Below are 17,020 nucleotides of genomic sequence, written 5' to 3' on the forward strand. Positions count from 1 at the left end.
CTATTGGCGGCATGGCTTTTGCCTTTCCAAGCAGGAGTTCCACCTGCTAAATTACACGACTTTACCATTGGTCGCTCACGCCCTACAGTTCCCGCAACATGGCTTATCACTGGATCTGAAAGAAGCTTTCCCTCAAAATCGCCGGTCAAAGTTTACCGCAATCTAATGAAAAAGACAATCTGCGCCAAAAGCAAAGAAGCTAAGCACATACAAGTGACTTAGCTTCTTTCACATTCGTCGGTTCACCGAACTGCTGCTCGCTTAAGGCGCATATGATTCAGCGCTCTCCAGGACATACGCAATCTCCTCATCCGTTAAATCAGCGAACAGCGGGAGCGTAACGAGTTCACGCCAAAGCGTATCCGCATTCGGTGTTTCTGTTTTATAGGGCACAAAAAGCGGATGCATCGTTAGCGGCATATAATGAACGCCGGTGGCCACGCCTTTTTTCTTCATGTGCAAAATAAATTGCTCTCTCTCCTTCACGCGAACGACAAATGCCCAGTACGAAGAATCGTGCAAGTTGTACGGCAGTGCCGGGCGAACATGGCTGCTGCCGGCAAGACCTGCCACATACTGACCGATAATCGCTTCTCTTCTCCGGTTCATCGCATCCAGCTTCGTTAATTGCACGAGACCGATCGACGCCATGAGATCGTTCATATTGTACTTATAGCCGACATCGGATATTTCGTAGTACCAGCTGTTGGCATCCGCGTGATACGAGGCATTTTCCTCATAACGCTCCCAGGTGTCTTTGTTGATCCCAACCCAGCGGGAATGACGCAGCGGACGCAGCAGCTCCGGATCGTTGGACGAAATCATCCCGCCGTCACCGGTTGTCATACATTTTTTTTCTTCAAAACTAAAGCATCCGATATCGCCCCAAGTGCCAAGCGCTTTGCCTTTATATTTTCCCCCTGCCGAGTGCGCCGTATCCTCAATGACCTTGAGTCCGCGCGCTTGAGCCCACGGCATCAGCTGGTCCATAGGGACGGGATGACCCATGAAGTGAACGGGAATGACGGCGACGCAGTCTTGATCGTATTTCCGCTCCAAATCTTCCATGCTGATGCCAAAAGTCGTCTCATCCGCATCGACAAACACCGGCACTAGCCCGTTATACAGAACCGCCATGGCGGTGGCGGCGAAGGTGACAACGGGGACCAGCACTTTTTTTCCCCGCGGGAATTTAAAAGCGGACAATGCCAGATGAAGCGCAGCCGTGCAGGAATTGACGCCTACCGATTCCGCACAGCCAATATAGTCGCTCCATTTTTTCTCGAACTCGCCTACTCGGGGACCGAGCCCAAGCCAAGCTTTCTCAAATACTTGTCTAATGCTCTCCAGTTCTTCATCGCCAACGGATGGCTTGAACAGCCTTATGTCCACGTTTATCCCTCCCCATTGTCCAAATCGATCATATGCCCGAATCTGCGAATAAAAGCTTCCCGCGTAATCACCATCGTCACCATTTCCCGTTCCGGTTCGCCGTCCGGCTGATCCTGAGCGGGAACCCAGCGGATCACTTCGCCTTCGATTTCCTTGCGCAGCGGTGTCCTCTGAACTTCCACAGCCCCTAAGGTTTCATAAATATGAATCGCGCGGGCATTATCCGATAGCACATTGAGATAGCCTTTCTCTACGCCCAATTCCCGTAAACTCCATCCGCCCAAAGTAAGCAGCGCATGCAGCACAATGTTGCCATACCGGCCTTTACGTCCCCTAAGCAAGTTATCATATTCGCATGTTTTGGCCGTTTCATCATAGTGCATGAGTCCGATTTGCCCGATAGGCGTATGGTCTTCATCTTCAATAATGAATAAAATCCGGTCATCCACATCTATGATTTGATGCTGTGTCCATGCCCGCGTTCCTTCCTCATTCGGAGGAAACTGCGTGGCAAACCACTGGCCGGCGGCAACCCGCCATTCCATCAATGATTGGATAACATCCTCGTGATCAATGGATTCGAGGGTTAGGGGCCTTAGTCGGCCTTGAACTTTGCCATCGACGATGATGGGCAAACAATACGATACAATCTGCTCGCCCCGCGCTTGTTTATAATCCCGAAGAATCGATCTCACAGCGCAATCACCCTTTCTTTTTCTTTGTCGCATTCGTTTGCTGGATCATTTTCTTGATCGTATCTTGAAGAAGGGCAGGATTGAATGGTTGAACGGGCTTTGGACTCGGCTTTTGGTTCGCTTTCTTGACCGAATCTTGCAGCAGTTTCTGGTTGATTTGCTGAAGCGTTTGTTGGTTCGTTTTTGGATTGTATTTCATGCCCCTCTTATCCTGCTGCTTCTCAAAGTCCTTGATCATTTTCTCTGTCGCATAGCCCTGTTGTACGGCAAAATGTTTAAATGTTTCGATGTCCATTTTGGCAACCTCTTTGGCCATCTCATGCTGTGACAACTGCTGCGAGTGATACCGCAAATAGCTGAGCGGCTGGACCATGTAAACGCCTTTTCCTCTGCTTAACAAACTCAGCCAGCTTGCCATGTCAACGGCAAAATAAGCCTGCCTGCCCAGCAGCACGCCAAAGGGCTCCAGTAGATCTTTTCTGCGAAACAGCACCGTCGTCGGCTCTCCTAAATAGTTGATTTTGTCTTCAAGCATTCTCTTTGTCAGCACGCGGCCGTCGACAATCGTATCTCTGGGGTACAATTGTTTGAAAGTTCCAAAAGGCGGAACATAGATTTGACGTCCTGCCGAGTTAATGACCCTTCTTTGCGATGTGACCATCGAGACGCCGGGATACTGGATTAAGTAGGCCATCATTTTTTGTATTTTTTGCGGGTGAAACAAGTCATCGTCCATTAAATAATTAATAAATTCACCCTTCGCCAAATTTAAGCTTTGCTGTTGATTCGCAATTGGGCCCAAGTTTTCAGGATTTCTGACATACCTGATCTTGGAGCCGCCAGGCAAAGCCTGATACTTCCGGACCACAAGCTCCGTAGCGTTGTTGTCGCTGTTATCGCTAACGACAATTTCAATATTGTCATACGTTTGGGCAAGAGCGCTCTTCAGCGCTTGTTCAAAATAATCCGGCCGGTTGTACGTCGGAATAAGAATACTCACGAGTGGATTCATTTCAATCTCTCCTTAGTTAATTTATCAAGCGGGGGCAGCTTTTGATCTTTTGCCGAAATAATCGGTTCTTGCACAGGCCATGGAATGTTAAGTTGAGGGTCGTTCCACAAAATCCCGCCTTCATGATCCGGTGAATATATATGGTCTACCTTGTAGACAACCTCGCAATTGTCCGATAACGTACAGAAACCATGAGCAAAGCCCGGTGAAATGTAAAGCATTGCAAAGTTATCCTCCGTTAACAGTTTGCTGTCGTAGCTTCCGAAGGTGGGGGAATCGGTTCTTACATCGACAAAAACATCCAGGATCGCTCCCTTGCTGACCCAAATCAATTTCGTCTCGGCATGAGGCTTGAATTGGAAATGCAGCCCCCGAATCGTCCCCTTATGCCTTGAGAAGGAGCGGTTTTCTTGCAGCCAATTGCGGTGAAGACCATGCGCCATCATGGTATTTTGATCATACATGCGTGTAAAATAGCCCCGGTGATCGTTGTTGGGAGTTAATGTAATGTCATAAATGCCTTGGAGACGGCCAGGCTTAATGATCATGAAGCTCACTTCCCTCCACAAATTCTTGAATTTGTTTGGCACACAATTCCCGGCAATCTTCCTGGAGCGCGTATCCTTTTACCCATTCAACGGATTTGGAAATCGCCGTATCCAGATTCCAGCGCGGTGACCAGCCCAGGAGATTGCGGGACTTCGTACAGTCCAAGCGCAGAACATGAGCCTCATGAGGATGTTCAGCCTGATCGACCAGATAGGAGGCCTCTTCTCCCCATTTGCTGCACAGATGGCTGACAACCTCTTCCACCGTGACCGTATCGCTGTCTTCAGGGCCGAAATTCCAAGCTTGCGCAAATTGGCGGTCTTCATATAAATGCTGCGCAAGCAGCAAGTAGCCATGAAGCGGTTCAAGCACATGCTGCCAAGGGCGTACGGCCTGCGGATACCGGAGCTTAACGGCGTTCTCTTGAAGAAATGCCCTGAAGCAATCGGGAATAAGCCGGTCCTCTGCCCAATCCCCGCCGCCGATCACATTGCCGGCTCTCACCGATGCGAGCGCGATCTTTGCGTTCGAGTGGCCTGCTTCGTTCTCATAAATTTGGCGGTAACTGGCAACGATCAATTCCGTTAATGCTTTGCTGTTGGAGTAAGGATCGCCGCCGCCTAATCGGTCTGTTTCACGGTACCCTCTTGCCTCATCCATTTGTGAGTAGCATTTATCGGTTGAAACATGGATGACGGCTTTGACCGGTGCCCCGCTTTTCACGGCTTGACGTACGGCCTCCAGCAGATTCACCGTCCCCATCGTGTTGATCTCATAAGTTTCGATGGGATTCATGTAAGAAGCGCGAACTAGCGGTTGAGCCGCCAAGTGAAAGATGATATCCGGAGCCGTTTCTTGAATGGCTGCGGTTAACGCCGGCATATCACGAATATCTGCCGTCCGGGACGACACAATCTCCTCCATCCGGCAAAGTTCAAATAAACTTGGTGTCGTCGGCGGTTCTAAGGAATATCCCGTCACATTGGCCCCCATGCCTTGCAGCCATAAGCTTAACCAAGTTCCTTTAAAGCCCGTATGCCCTGTGACCAATACGTTCTTGCCCTTCCAGAAGTCGGCGTTGATCCGAATCCGGTGTTCTGGCATTGATTGCCCCCCCTTCCATCTCAAATCTGATAGAGAAACAACGTGCTTTGTCATGTTTTTCATATCAAAATATCGTATGTTCGCCAGGGACAACCCGAAAGTGGCAGAAATCTATTCTTTTAAAATAAAAATAATAAGCTATCATCCAATCACATCGGCAACAACTTACATACGATAGTTACTAGAGAGGAGGGATTGCAGATGAGTCAACTTTTAGAAAAACTTGAAGAAATGCTGAAACAAATTCCAGGTGGAGTGACAGAAGGTCCGATTGGCAATGTTTTGCAGAAGCTTGGCGAAATCCAAGGGGCTATGGATGCAAACATGGATGATCCAACAAGCTCCCAGCTGCTCAACAAAATCAATGCCGAAATCAGCAAGTTAAATTTAGACGAACGCACTTGGACAGATCTACAAAACGTTTTTAATCAAGTGAAAAGCTATGCCGGTCCAAACTTTCTTTCTGAAAACGGAGTTTCCGGGCTATTCGATGGATTGCGTCAATTTGCTTCGCAAATTAACGTATCGAATCCAACTCCTGAAAGTCTTGCCGCAAACATGACAGCACTTCGCGGATTAGTCGGTCAAGCCGAATCTTTCGTGCTTGGTCAAATGAAAGCCGTAAACTTCAACCAAGACACACTCGCAAGCGTACTGAAACAATTCAAAGTCATTAAGTAAGCAAAAAAGAAGGTGTCCCCGAAGCCATGAAAATGGCAAGGGGCACCTTCTTTTTGATTAGGCTGAGAATAGGGAAAGATTCCGGGGATCGGAACGGAAAAATCTCGGAACCAGGTCGTTGCGCTAACGTTGAACTTTTGTGGAGAACTACAGGACGCTATTTAAGCCATGTGGACTATTGGAAAGATTCTAGAAGAACTACAGGGTCTTATTTATCCATCCTGTCCCTCACTTCGCTTGAAATTGGGAATATAGCGGATCACTGTTCTCTTTGATGAGCTAAAAGGTTGTTTTATAAGTAAATAGCGGACTATTGTTCCTCTCAATGTACAAAGTTAACTCCTATCGCGACCGCGTGTGCAGCTTCGCATGCTCCGCTAGCTTCCTAGTTCGTTGCTTCGCGCTCGCATGCATGGCACACTACATAAAACTTTTTGTATCCGTCAGTTGGCAGCGATGCAACCACATGATTGCAAGATTTACAAATAATTAGGCCCAGTTCATTCTTCGGAGCAGCTACTCCTGCTTCCAGTGTTACACTGTTAGAGTTAGACATGCCATTCCCTCCATTGTTTACGTGCGTTCCGCACGGGATATATAGGATGCCGCGTTAATGGGTCAACTGATGCAGCCCAGTCATTGTCATCTCCCTTCAGTACCACTCTCTCTTCATTTAGTATGTCATAATATTATCATACATGCATATAATGCACAATATATAAATAATATTCTTTCAATATAGAGGATTATATCCATTATACGGATTACACATAACTATATATGACGTTATATATAACTTAATTTGACCACCTCGGAAACCGCATTTCCCCCTTAGCCGCGCACGGGGTATTACGCTTTAAACAATGAAAAACCGCTAGAACGGCAAGCCGCCCTGGCGGTTTTTAACAATAACATTCGGTTCTTTAGTCTAATATCATTCGGGCAAGAATCGCAAGATCGGCAATATCAATCACGCCATCTCGATTGAGATCTGCAAACTTAATGGAATCCCAATCCGCATCAGCCGAGGATGCTCCGTAGTGCTTCGCAACAATTGCCAAGTCTCCGATACTTACTCTGTTATCATGATTCAGGTCTCCAGGAGTTCCTGTAATCACCAAAGAGCGGAATGTTTGGAGCGCAGCGCTCAATTCAGCCGCAGCTTGCTGGATTTGCTGCTGCGTTGCCGCCACATTGCCTGCTGTTGCATGAGCGTTGTCAATGACTGCGAGCAGCGCTGCTTTAGCTCCTGCCGGATACTGCCCGGCATACGCACCTTCCACTGCTGTTTCATACGCATGTTGTGCTTCTGCAAGGAGAGCGTTCAGCGCCGCTTTGTCTACATATGTGATGGCTATATCATGAGAAGCGGTCTTCACCGATGTCTCTTCTCCCATCGCGTTGGCAATCACCAACTTCGCTATCGTGATAGTAGCCGTAGCTGCTTCGTTAAGCGACTTGGCTTTCCATTTCAGCTTCAACAAATCGCCGTCCGTCGGCGCTGCTTGATCGGCTCCAACACGGGCAGCAATAATGCGCACTTGGCCCTGCGTTTCTTTTTGCTCTAACAGCTTAAACCCGTCCGCTGCGGACTGAGCTCCTACAAATTCAACCTTCGCCGGATCATAGGCGATCGTCAAATCCTGTGCCAAGAAATTATCATGCGCGTTCGCCAAGCTGTAAGTCAGCTCAAACGAACCTCCCGCATTAACGGCAGCCTCTCCGTTTAATAACGCAGATACGGATTGTTCAGCTGCAGATAGATCGTCCACATACAGATCATCTACCACCAAAACGACATCGATGGCCGATAGTTGTGGCTGAGCTGTCTGCTTCACAGATTCGATGGCAATGTAATAGTCGCTGTAGTTTCCTGTGTCAAATTCCAATACGGCATTTGCCGTTCCCTTAGATTTAATAATCGGCAGAGCAAATCCTGGAATGTTGGATTTCCCGGTCCCGGTTGCTTCGGATAAAGATACGTTATAAGCAGGCCCGTTTGATCTCGACTTCGCAGACAATCGGTACAATCCACCTTTATTTGCCTCATATTTAAGGCCGATTTTGTAATGCTTATTCGGCAATAACTTCAGCGTGGACGGTACGGTTGCCAAGATCTCTGAAACAAGAGGCGTCCCTGTGCTATTGATAAAATCTTGTTCGTTAGACTTCAATGAGAAATTCCCATCAATCACGTAATGCATCGGTTGTGAAATGTTCGGATCAGCAGCTTTCAGCGCATCGCTTGCTTTCTCAGCCAAATGCGTTTGACCGCCGCTGGCGGCCGCCTGAAACATAAACGGACCGTAACCTTCGGATACATTTTCAAAGTCCTCATAGAAGTAATGTGTACCAGCCTCAGTTTTGCCTGGGTTCTCCCAAAGCTTCACATCGTCGAACCAAACATTGGAAGGAGCGCTAGCCACTGCGTCAGCTTTCAAGAAAATCGTCGCTTTTCCGGAAGCGTCTGCCGTAAAATCAACTTTCATTCTTTGATAATACGTATTCTTGAATTTGCTAGGCTCTTCTAGATTCTTTATCTTCGAGGAGTTGATATAATTCGTTATTTCCGGGCCGCCATAATCTTTGACGCCAATGGTCACTTTTCTGTCTGAAGTGCTCGGCGATTTATACTCGTTGCCGTTCATGCTTGCAGCATTGTTGATATCTGCCCAAACGGATGCCGTGTACGTTTTACCCGGGTGAAGCCCATATACGGTCTGTGTGATAGTGGCATCATCTTTGCCTGTTACTTTCAGGAAGCTGTTCCTCATAGCATCGTGCTCTAACGTGACGTTAGGGGCTCCAGCGCCGGTTGTGGATGTTTTATGCCAAAAATCGAACGAGCCGCTGTCGAAGCCAGGGTCCTTCAGCGGACCCCCGAAGCCCCAGTTGCTTGCTTTCTGCGTCGACGCATTCTGTTCCTCCGATTTGGTTTTATAAACGATGTAAGGAACACCGATTGTCGTGCCGCTAATCGTAACTGAACCATTCGAAACAGGCAGCGTACGATCCCATACACGACCGGTATCCGTAAGTTTATACATCTCAATTGAAGTTAATCCGCTCCAGCTATTCGGGAGCTCCCAAGTTGTTGAACCGCCTTTCGGATTCCAGTAATAGATTTTCGATTCCGTTTGCGGATCCCATGGCAGGAACAGCTGGCTTTGTTGTTTGCCTACATCCAGCTGTCCAACGCCAGTGTCACCCCAATCTTTATGATTCAGCACATCATATTTGGCAATGATTTTGCCGTCTTTCTTAAGTGAAGCCGTGCCAATCATAAAGTTCGGATCTGCCGGATCGGCATGGTATTCGTCCAAGGAAGCCACTACCCCGCCCGAGAAGACGACCGTTTTATCCATACCTGCATCATCGTGCGTGTAATTGAGTATCGGGAAATGCTGCATATACTTTGTAACAAGGTTGTTATTGTAAAATAAATCGATCCCATTCTGAATGTCCGTTCTTCCCTGCCAAGTTCCCACGCCAGCCTGCAGCATCCCTTTCAAAAGAATGCTCGTATACGGGCTCGGCGCTTGGAAAGTGTCTTGATATTGGTTTTTAATAAACCTAATAATTTGACTGCCCGGCGTTTTGCTCGGATAATACGGATCTGTCCCCCAATGGGTCCAAATGACGTTTTCCTCCAAAGGTCCGGAGAACTCCGTGGCAAACCAAAAACCTAATTTATTTTGTATAATATTGGAGAACTGATTGGCATGCCAGCCTGCGCCGCTGTAAACATCATCGTAGATCATAGCCAAGTTCGGAACTTCTTGTTTCAACTGCGTATACCTTCGTTCTAAGTCTCCCCCAGCCAAATCTTTGGCGTGATCCGTCGGATACGTTGGATCAACCCAGTCATAATTCGAGCTCATGCTCCCCCAATTTTCAGGTTTTGCATAAAAGGCATCCGGGTCCTGACCGTCGATGTTCGTGTGAACGCCAACTTTTACATTGTATTTGAGTCCTTCGTCCACCAGCGTGTTAAAATCTTTCAGGCCGCCTTCTCTAATGCCAAAATGCCCGGCCACATCCGGATGGCTGTCATCATGCCCCTCCGCTTGATACCCTTTTTCCAGAATAAGCTGGCCGAATCCATCGTAAAGATTGTAGAGCTTTTTTGCATTGTCCAAGGTTCGCAAATACGGATTTTGCGCGATACTGTTGAAATTCATTGCGATATAAGAGACATAATTATTGATTTCATTCGCGCCTGGATGAAGATTTTGCGACCAAAGGCTCCTGAAATCGATTGCCGCGTCCTTCCAATCCGCCGTGTGGTCGCCATTTTTATCCGGCGCAATGATAATTTTCGAGGAGAAATCGAATTTCGGCGGGAATTTGCTGTCATCGATGATATCGCCTCTTGACGTCCAAGCCCCGTTCCACATTGACAGCTGTTTGTTCGTACCGCTGCTTTCCGCCTCAATGTTCATCACCACTTTAGATGGCGTCTCAACAACATCATTCATGATTGCCGCCGCTAACCGGCCATCGCTCACAAAGCCATATGTCCTCAGCCTGCTGCCTGCCGCTTGGTCTTTCAGCTTCGCTCCATAAGCGGCATCATTCGTATAAAACTCATCGCTCATTTTGTTCCATTCTCCGGTAACCCATGAGGCAGCCCCTTGTGCATCCGGATTGCTGCTGGATACGGTAACAAGCTTATGGTTTGGAAACTCGACAGTGCGCACTTTGTAACCGGCAGGTTCATCTATGATGTGTGTGTTCATGTTCACAACGCTGCCTGCCACTGTATAGCTTACTGTCATATTCACATTGCCCGCCGGTTCTTCCGTATTGTCGTCAACGACGGGAACATCCAGCTGATAAACGATCGTATCCTCGGCTGTTTTGGTTGTGCTGCGAACGGTTGCAAAACCGTCGTTGCCGTTGATTTTGACGTTGTACAGAAAATCGTTTTGACCTTGGAGCGTTGCGCCTTGAGCTTCATTCCCCAACCAAGTATAGCTGCGTACCGCCGGGAAGCGATTGTCCATGCTCACGCTTAATTTGTCAGAAGAGATCGTTACCGGCTGCAACGGAGTCGGTTGAGGCGGCGCCTGCGGCACATAAGCTTCTTGGGAAATTTGAGAAATGGTGATATTTTTTGAGGTAAACCAGCTTCTCAAGCCTATTTTGCCTTCCGCGACCGGGAAATCCGCACTTCCCGTACAGACCAAAGTATCGTTCAACCAAACTTTAATGTTTTTTCCGATATATTTTATTTTCAATGTATAATCTTTGTTTGCTTCAATATTCGGACCGCTGGTTGTCAGGTCGCCATAGTGTGAGGCGTCCGTCTGCCATCCCCAATTTCCATTCACATTATAATAAATCATGGCGTAGGGCTGGTCCGGTGACAGATATCTGAAAATAAAGCCGATACGTCCTGTATCGATATTTGTTCTAAATTTAACCGTATAGGTACCGTCTTGCATCGGCAGCGAATCGTTATCGTAAATTTCACCAAACAAATTGGTGAAGCTCAGCTTATTATTTGCTATTGCGGGGGCAGGCGAATAAGCCGTACCGTCGATTTTGTTCCATGTTCCGGTCCGGCCATCGCTGTAATCCCGAATGTAAGTGGTTGGTTTCGGAGGAATATATACATCATCTTCGTTATACGTTACCTGAATATCATCCAAATAAGCTGTTAATGTGCCCAAAGAACTTGCTGCATAACCTTCATTGCCATGGGTAACGGACATTCCCACCTGTGTGCCGGAATAAATGGTATTACCGTCTACAGAAAGCGTGTAGAGATCGCCTGTATAAGTTATCGTGACCAGATGAGCTTTCTCTAAACTTAAAGGCTGCGAAGTCGTTATTAAATGAAATGAAACATCGTGTCCGTCTTTTTTCCCGATCAACTTCCAATTGCCGGCCCGGTCCGTCTTAACGGAACTCCAGTTGCTTTCATCCACATAACGGAACAACAAACCTGCTTCTTGGTAATCACCATTCAGCTGGAACTTAGCGCTGTAGGTTCCGTTCAATGCCAAGGGAGATTTACTGTCAACGACTTGACTTGAGCCGTTCGTCGTAATCACTTGTGCAAATTTGCCATCGAAACCGGGAATCGGCGTTTTTAATGTATATTGGGGAAGATTGGCATTTGCCGCACTTACATGCAAACCTGGTTCTGCATCGCCATTGAAATTTCTTGTGTACACAACGGCGTTGTTCTTATCGCTATCCGTCACTTTCACATCGTCAATGTTTAATGTTTTCGTAGAATAATAAGACCGGAAACCGACTTTACCTGCTGCAAGAGGCAGAGCTCCGCCTGACGTTGAGCTGTAAGCTAACGCGTCGTCAAGATACACTTCATACGTATCCCCTTGGAATGTCATTTTCAAAGCATATGTTTTACCGGGATCCAGCTTGATCGATTTGTTCAGGTAGGTGCCCCACTTCTCGCTTCCCCCGTTAAATCCGTCCCATAACCAACCGTTCGGATCGCGTGAAACCATGGCATAATGCATGGGATCTTGATATCTGGCGATAAGGCCGAATTGTTCCGAGATGCCCCCATCTATGTTCAGCTTCGCTTCAAACGTCCCATTAGCGACATTAGGCATATCGTCAAAATAAAAAATCTCGTTTGCCCCGTTCGGATTTTTGGCCGCAAGAAATTGGCCGTTCATATCGGAGTATGCCGTCCTTGCGCTGATCGCAGTGTCAGAGGTAACGAGTCCTCTGTCCGTAAGATTGATTTCGGAACCACTCTCAAAATTATTCGTGTAAACGACATTCGCAGCTGCCGATGCGGGCAGGATTGGAATGAAGCCTGAAACGATAAGTGTACCTGCAAGAAAGGAGCTTATTGCATTTCTGAACTGTTTCACCGCGTAGCCTCCTATTCAAATTAAAAAGACCCGAAAGTGAACGCCTTGTTCAAGCTTCCTTCTCTCGGGTCTTCGCGCAAAATATAATCCTTATTCCTTAAATTATTCGATGATCAGCCTAGCCACTTTCACTAGATCGTCGATATCGATTTTGTTATCGCCGGTAACGTCGGCTTTCTTCACAAGCTCCCAATCCGGGCTGCTGGAATCTTTGCCATAGTTCGCTGCGATCATCGCGAGGTCGCCGATGGACACTCGGTTGTCCCCGTTGACATCGCCCGGCAAACCTGGAGGAGGCGTGACGATGGAGATGCTTCCCGATCCGAGCGTTGCGCTCGTTTCGTGTCCCATCGCATCCCCGAGCAGCGCCTGCGTCACCGCGATGCGGCCTGCCGCCGGCTGCAAGAGGTCTTTCGCTTTAAAGGTCAGCTCAAGCACATCGCCGCTGCCGCTGATCGCATGCCCTGCCCCTTGGCTCGCAACGATGAACCGCACGCTGCCAGGCGTTGCATCCGATTTGGAGACAATGCTGATGCCGGTTTGAGCGGACGCAGCTGAAACATATTCCATCAGCGAAGCATCGTAGGCAATCGTCAGATCCTGTGCATACACAGCTTGTGTGACGTCTGTTAAACCTACCCGAACCTTGAAGGTTTGACCTGTTTGCACGGTAGCCGGCGATACGAGCAGCGTTGTCGCTGGTACGGTTACCACCTTCGTAACCGTAACTTGCGCTGTTGCATGGAAATTGCCGTCTGCAGTCGTCGCCGTAATGGCAGCGGTGCCCGCTTTGAGGCCCGTGACGACGGCTTTCCCGTCAACAACCTCAACCTTGGCAATCGCTGCGTCGCTGCTGGCCCAAGTGACGTTCTTGTTCGTCGCGTTCTCCGGCTGCACCGTAGCCTTCAATTCCACGGTTTGCCCTTCCCCGACGGAAACGGCTGTTTTGTCGAGCACCACGCCGGTCACCGCGCTGACCGTTTCATCCGTCACGCGGATGTTATCGACTACAAGCTGGCCTCCGAGCTCGGCACTGCTGTTGTCCGCGCCTTTCACAATAGCCAGGTAAGCATTCTTGGCATTGTCTGTCGTGAACGTCAAGTCAACGGTGCTTGCTCCCGCCGGCAGCGTTTTGGTCGCAAGATCGCGAATGGTCCCGTTATCGTTCACACGTACGGCAACCGTATACTGATTGGCCACATCGGCTTTGGCCTGCATCGTCAAATGATACGTTTTATTGGTTTCCAAACGCAGCGTTTGCGGCAGTGTGCGCAGCCATTCGCCCGCTCCGCCTTCATTCGTTTTCAGCGAGAAGCGGCCATCCAGCACGTACGATTTCTCTTGTTGGCCGTTCGTTTCTACCATATGCGTCTGCACGCTGCCAGCCTTCGCATAAACGAAAGGCCCCCATGCTTCATCGACATTCTCGAAATCTTCATTGAGAACAGTGCCTGTGGCATCGGTTTTCCCAGGATTTTTCCATATCCGCACATCATCGAACGAAACGGTTGCATCCCCGGGTACAACGTTAAGCGCAAGCGTTGCCGTAGGGCCCACCGCGTCAAAATTGACTTTCACACGCTGGAAGTTCGTATTGTAGTATTTGTGCTGAGGAGCAAAATATTTCAGCTTCGTATCTTCCAAGTAATTGGATACTTCCGTATCGCCCTGCTTCACGCTTATCGAAGATTTGCGGTCCGGTCCGTTTACATTCACCCAGACGGATGCACTGTAAGTTTTGCCTGGCTCAAGTCCCGTGATCACCTGCTCCACCCTTGCGTCTTGCGGTCCTTTCACTTCCAAGTAATCGTCAGCGTTGCTGTTTTTCTTGAAGGAAATATGATCCGTCGTACCGGCGGAAGACGATTTGCTCCAAGTTCCCCACTGATGACTGTCAAAACCCGGATCTTTGACGGGGCTGCCTGCGCCCCATACCGTTTCCGGCTCCTGCGGCGCTGCCGTCTTGTACAGCACATAACCGACATTCGGATCGGCCGTAAGCGTCACTTGTCCGTTAACTGCGTTCACATCGCCAACCAACTCACGGCCGACGTCCGTTAGCTTATACAGCTTCGCTGTTTGCACCTGTCCCCATGAGGCCGGAAGCTTCCATGTCGTACTGCCGCCTGCCGGATTCCAGTGATAAATTTTGTCTTCTTTCACCGGATCCCAAGGGATGAAGACCGTACTGTTCGTAATATTGCTGGAATCTGTCATAATCGCGATATCATTGCCGTCTTTGCTTAGATGAATTTTACCGTCGGCCGCAGAGCGTGCAACTGATACATGGCCTTCAAAATCAACGCGATCGTTCGTCATTTTCGTAATCGGGAAATGCTGCATATATTTCGTCGGCAAGTTCTGGTTAAAGAACGTTTTCGTCACTTCCTGGTAGCTGTAGAACTGCGAGTTCGGCTGCCAGTAACCGACACCGGACTGTTTGTTGCCTTTCAAAAGCGGATCGCTCATAAAGCCGTCGACATTCGTGTTGCGAATAAAACGGACGATTTTGCTGTCATCCCCCTGGTTCGGGTATCCCGGATCTGTTCCCCAGTGAACCCATGACGCCTGCTCCTGCAGCGGACCTGCAAATTCCGTTCCGAGCATCCAGCCATTGCCGTTAATATAATCAGCCAGCTTCTTCGCATTCCAGCCTGCTCCTGTATAGACGTCAACATATACGAAATCCAAATTGTCTCCCGTATCTGCTTTCAGCATATCGAGGCGCCGTTTCAATTCACCGGACTCAATGTCTTTGCGCTGGTCGACATAGTAAGCCTGATCGAGCCAGCCCCACCCTTTGCTGAGCGGTTGGATCAAATTCGCCATCTTCGTTTGGAACGCATCCAAATGGTATTCCGTGGCGTTGATGTGTACGCCGCCCTTAATATTGTACTTCTTGCCTTCGGTCAGGAAGTAGTTGAAGTCCTCTTTCCCGCCCTGGCGAATGCCGATGTGGCCGCCATAGTCAGGATGCGAGTCATCGTGGCCTTCCGCTTGATAGCCTTTCTGCAGAACAATTTGGCCGAAGCCGTCGGTCAAATGGGAAATTTTCTTGCCGTTGTCCAGCGAGCGCAGAAACGGCATCCCGGTCGTTGCGATATTCATGCTGATCCATGAAATGTTGTCTTTAATCATGTCGCTTCCGTATGGCATATCCGAATGGCTGCGGTAGACGATAGCGCCGTCCTGCCAGTCGACAACACCGTCATTGTTGGCATCCGGCGTAATAATGACTTTAGACCAAGGCAGCGCCTCCGGAGCCGGTGCGACCATGCTTTCACGGTATGTCCAAGCGCCGTTCGCAAGCGATGCAATCTTCTCGCCCGGAGCAGCATCCGTAACGCTCGCACGTACTTTGTCATTGCCATTGATGACATTATTGACAATCGTCGCCGCCAGCTTATCGGAATTGACGAACCCGAATGTGCGGCCGCTTGGATTCAAGTTTTGCGCCCCGTTTTTCAAATCGTTGTATTCCTCAAATACTTTATTCCATTCGCCGGTGAACCACGCTGCCGTCTCCTGCGCTTTCGGCTGTGTCGAAGAAACGGAGACCAGACTATGGTTCGGGAATTCAATGGTTTTCACTTTTGTTGTCCCGTTTTCTTGAATCTCGGTGAACTTCATGTCGAGCGTATTGTCCACCACTTCCAATTTCACCTTCATTTGAACCGCGAGCTCTTCCACATTCATCGTGTAGATGACGCTGTTGCCAGCTTTTACCGCCGTCGTTTTCGGCCAATACTCTTCCCCGTTGATTTTCACGGCGTATAAATAATTTTTCTGACCGTTCATGACAGCCCCGGTTGCTTTCCATACGTAGTTGTCTACGCGTGGGAACGTACTGTCCACTTCCGCTTTCAAAGTGCCCGATTCAAGCACATAGTTCACGGCATTCGGGTCGGGCTGAGGAGCCGCCGGCTTCGTGTACGGCGTTAATTTGGTATCGTCGAGGTACAGTGTTTTGCTGTCGTACCACGTTCTCATCCCGATTTTCCCCGGTGCCGATGGCATCCCTCCGACAGTGGCAGCCGCAACCTTCTCCCCGTCGATCCATAAAATAATATCCGAATCGACATACCTGATTTTGATATCATAGGTTTGATTCGTAGACATCGACTTGGAAGCGATCGTGCCGTATGATTCCACACCGTTTTTATAGTAATAATAGAGCCAATTCCCGTTGTCATAGACGACGCCGGCAAAATTATTCACATCGACATACCGGAACAAGAAGCCATAACGGCCTTGTCCGCTCTCGACCCGCAGCTTTGTTTCCAGTTCGGCGTTCTGCAAGGATGGCGAATTGTCGTCAACCATCAAAGTTACCCCGGAAGTCACGACTTTGAGCATGTTGTTCACGACGCTGAAGGTGGCGGTGCCGGACGTTTTCTTCCAACCGCCGATCTGACCGTTGTTATAGTCTTGGAAATAAGCCTCCCCATCGGCAGCTAGCACTGTAGTGCTTGGAACTGCGGCATACATTTGCAGAGCTGTAAGCAATGCTAGAGAAACGGTAACGCCTTTTTTCAACTTACGATTCCTTGATTTCATTCAACCTTTCACCCTCTCTGATAAAGTTCCCCTGTTTCCTGTTCGTGAATCTTCGACATGATACGACATGTATCATTGCAAATGCGATGTATGACTTGATTGTTTTTTGTCTTGCTTTCATCATAACTTTATTGGAAACGCATACAAATGATCTTTTTTGCTTTAGTTTTGAT

Annotated in this window: 10 protein-coding genes; 2 read left to right on the top strand and 8 right to left on the bottom strand. The window is 48.6% G+C overall.

Translation table 11 applies throughout. The annotated features are described in order from the left end of the window. A partial coding sequence (locus AC3WRW_RS03785; RefSeq protein ID WP_492545027.1) for a hypothetical protein occupies nucleotides 1-222 on the top strand: 222 nt, incomplete at its 5' end. A gap of 39 nt (nucleotides 223-261) precedes the next feature. On the opposite strand, the gene AC3WRW_RS03790 is transcribed toward AC3WRW_RS03785, so the two are convergent. The 5 genes from AC3WRW_RS03790 to rfbG are packed head-to-tail and all read right to left on the bottom strand — an operon-like array spanning nucleotide 262 to nucleotide 4,752. Further along, on the bottom strand, nucleotides 262-1,392 hold the full coding sequence (locus tag AC3WRW_RS03790; RefSeq protein ID WP_492545028.1) for a DegT/DnrJ/EryC1/StrS family aminotransferase: 1,131 nt from the start codon (nucleotides 1,390-1,392) through the stop codon (nucleotides 262-264). A gap of 2 nt (nucleotides 1,393-1,394) precedes the next feature. Continuing rightward, the gene (locus tag AC3WRW_RS03795) at nucleotides 1,395-2,087 is read right to left on the bottom strand and encodes a GNAT family N-acetyltransferase (protein WP_492545029.1); all 693 of its coding nucleotides are present in this window, start codon (nucleotides 2,085-2,087) and stop codon (nucleotides 1,395-1,397) included. A gap of 7 nt (nucleotides 2,088-2,094) precedes the next feature. Beyond that, the gene (locus tag AC3WRW_RS03800; protein ID WP_492545030.1) at nucleotides 2,095-3,099 is read right to left on the bottom strand and encodes a glycosyltransferase family 2 protein; all 1,005 of its coding nucleotides are present in this window, start codon (nucleotides 3,097-3,099) and stop codon (nucleotides 2,095-2,097) included. Then, nucleotides 3,096-3,647: a dTDP-4-dehydrorhamnose 3,5-epimerase gene (gene rfbC, locus AC3WRW_RS03805; RefSeq protein ID WP_492545031.1), complete on the bottom strand. Its 552-nt coding sequence runs from the start codon at nucleotides 3,645-3,647 to the stop codon at nucleotides 3,096-3,098. The genes AC3WRW_RS03800 and rfbC overlap by 4 nt, the downstream gene beginning before the upstream one ends. Next, complete coding sequence (rfbG, locus tag AC3WRW_RS03810) at nucleotides 3,637-4,752, bottom strand: CDP-glucose 4,6-dehydratase (RefSeq protein ID WP_492545032.1); 1,116 nt, start codon at nucleotides 4,750-4,752, stop codon at nucleotides 3,637-3,639. The genes rfbC and rfbG overlap by 11 nt, the downstream gene beginning before the upstream one ends. A gap of 201 nt (nucleotides 4,753-4,953) precedes the next feature. Here rfbG and AC3WRW_RS03815 point away from each other — a divergent pair, with 201 nt between their 5' ends. Next, nucleotides 4,954-5,433: a hypothetical protein gene (locus tag AC3WRW_RS03815; protein ID WP_492545033.1), complete on the top strand. Its 480-nt coding sequence runs from the start codon at nucleotides 4,954-4,956 to the stop codon at nucleotides 5,431-5,433. A gap of 385 nt (nucleotides 5,434-5,818) precedes the next feature. On the opposite strand, the gene AC3WRW_RS03820 is transcribed toward AC3WRW_RS03815, so the two are convergent. The 3 genes from AC3WRW_RS03820 to AC3WRW_RS03830 form a co-directional block, all read right to left on the bottom strand. Continuing rightward, complete coding sequence (locus tag AC3WRW_RS03820) at nucleotides 5,819-5,989, bottom strand: GapA-binding peptide SR1P (protein WP_492545034.1); 171 nt, start codon at nucleotides 5,987-5,989, stop codon at nucleotides 5,819-5,821. 367 nt (nucleotides 5,990-6,356) lie between these two features. Next, entirely contained in the window at nucleotides 6,357-12,290 is a 5,934-nt protein-coding gene (locus tag AC3WRW_RS03825; protein WP_492545035.1) for an endo-alpha-N-acetylgalactosaminidase family protein, read from the bottom strand. Between the two features lie 102 nt (nucleotides 12,291-12,392). Continuing rightward, nucleotides 12,393-16,847, bottom strand: a complete 4,455-nt coding sequence (locus AC3WRW_RS03830) for an endo-alpha-N-acetylgalactosaminidase family protein (RefSeq protein ID WP_492545036.1) — start codon at nucleotides 16,845-16,847, stop codon at nucleotides 12,393-12,395. Between the last annotated feature and the right edge of the window lie 173 nt (nucleotides 16,848-17,020).

The organism is Paenibacillus sp. FW126-R14 (assembly GCF_058789495.1).

Excerpts from the sequence above, each read along its gene's own strand:
- AC3WRW_RS03800 (WP_492545030.1), bottom strand. The coding sequence starts at position 3,099 with ATGAATCCACTCGTGAGTATTCTTATTCCGACGTACAACCGGCCGGAT.
- rfbC (WP_492545031.1), bottom strand. The coding sequence starts at position 3,647 with ATGATCATTAAGCCTGGCCGTCTCCAAGGCATTTATGACATTACATTA.
- rfbG (WP_492545032.1), bottom strand. The coding sequence starts at position 4,752 with ATGCCAGAACACCGGATTCGGATCAACGCCGACTTCTGGAAGGGCAAG.
- AC3WRW_RS03815 (WP_492545033.1), top strand. The coding sequence starts at position 4,954 with ATGAGTCAACTTTTAGAAAAACTTGAAGAAATGCTGAAACAAATTCCA.
- AC3WRW_RS03820 (WP_492545034.1), bottom strand. The coding sequence starts at position 5,989 with ATGTCTAACTCTAACAGTGTAACACTGGAAGCAGGAGTAGCTGCTCCG.
- AC3WRW_RS03830 (WP_492545036.1), bottom strand. The coding sequence starts at position 16,847 with ATGAAATCAAGGAATCGTAAGTTGAAAAAAGGCGTTACCGTTTCTCTA.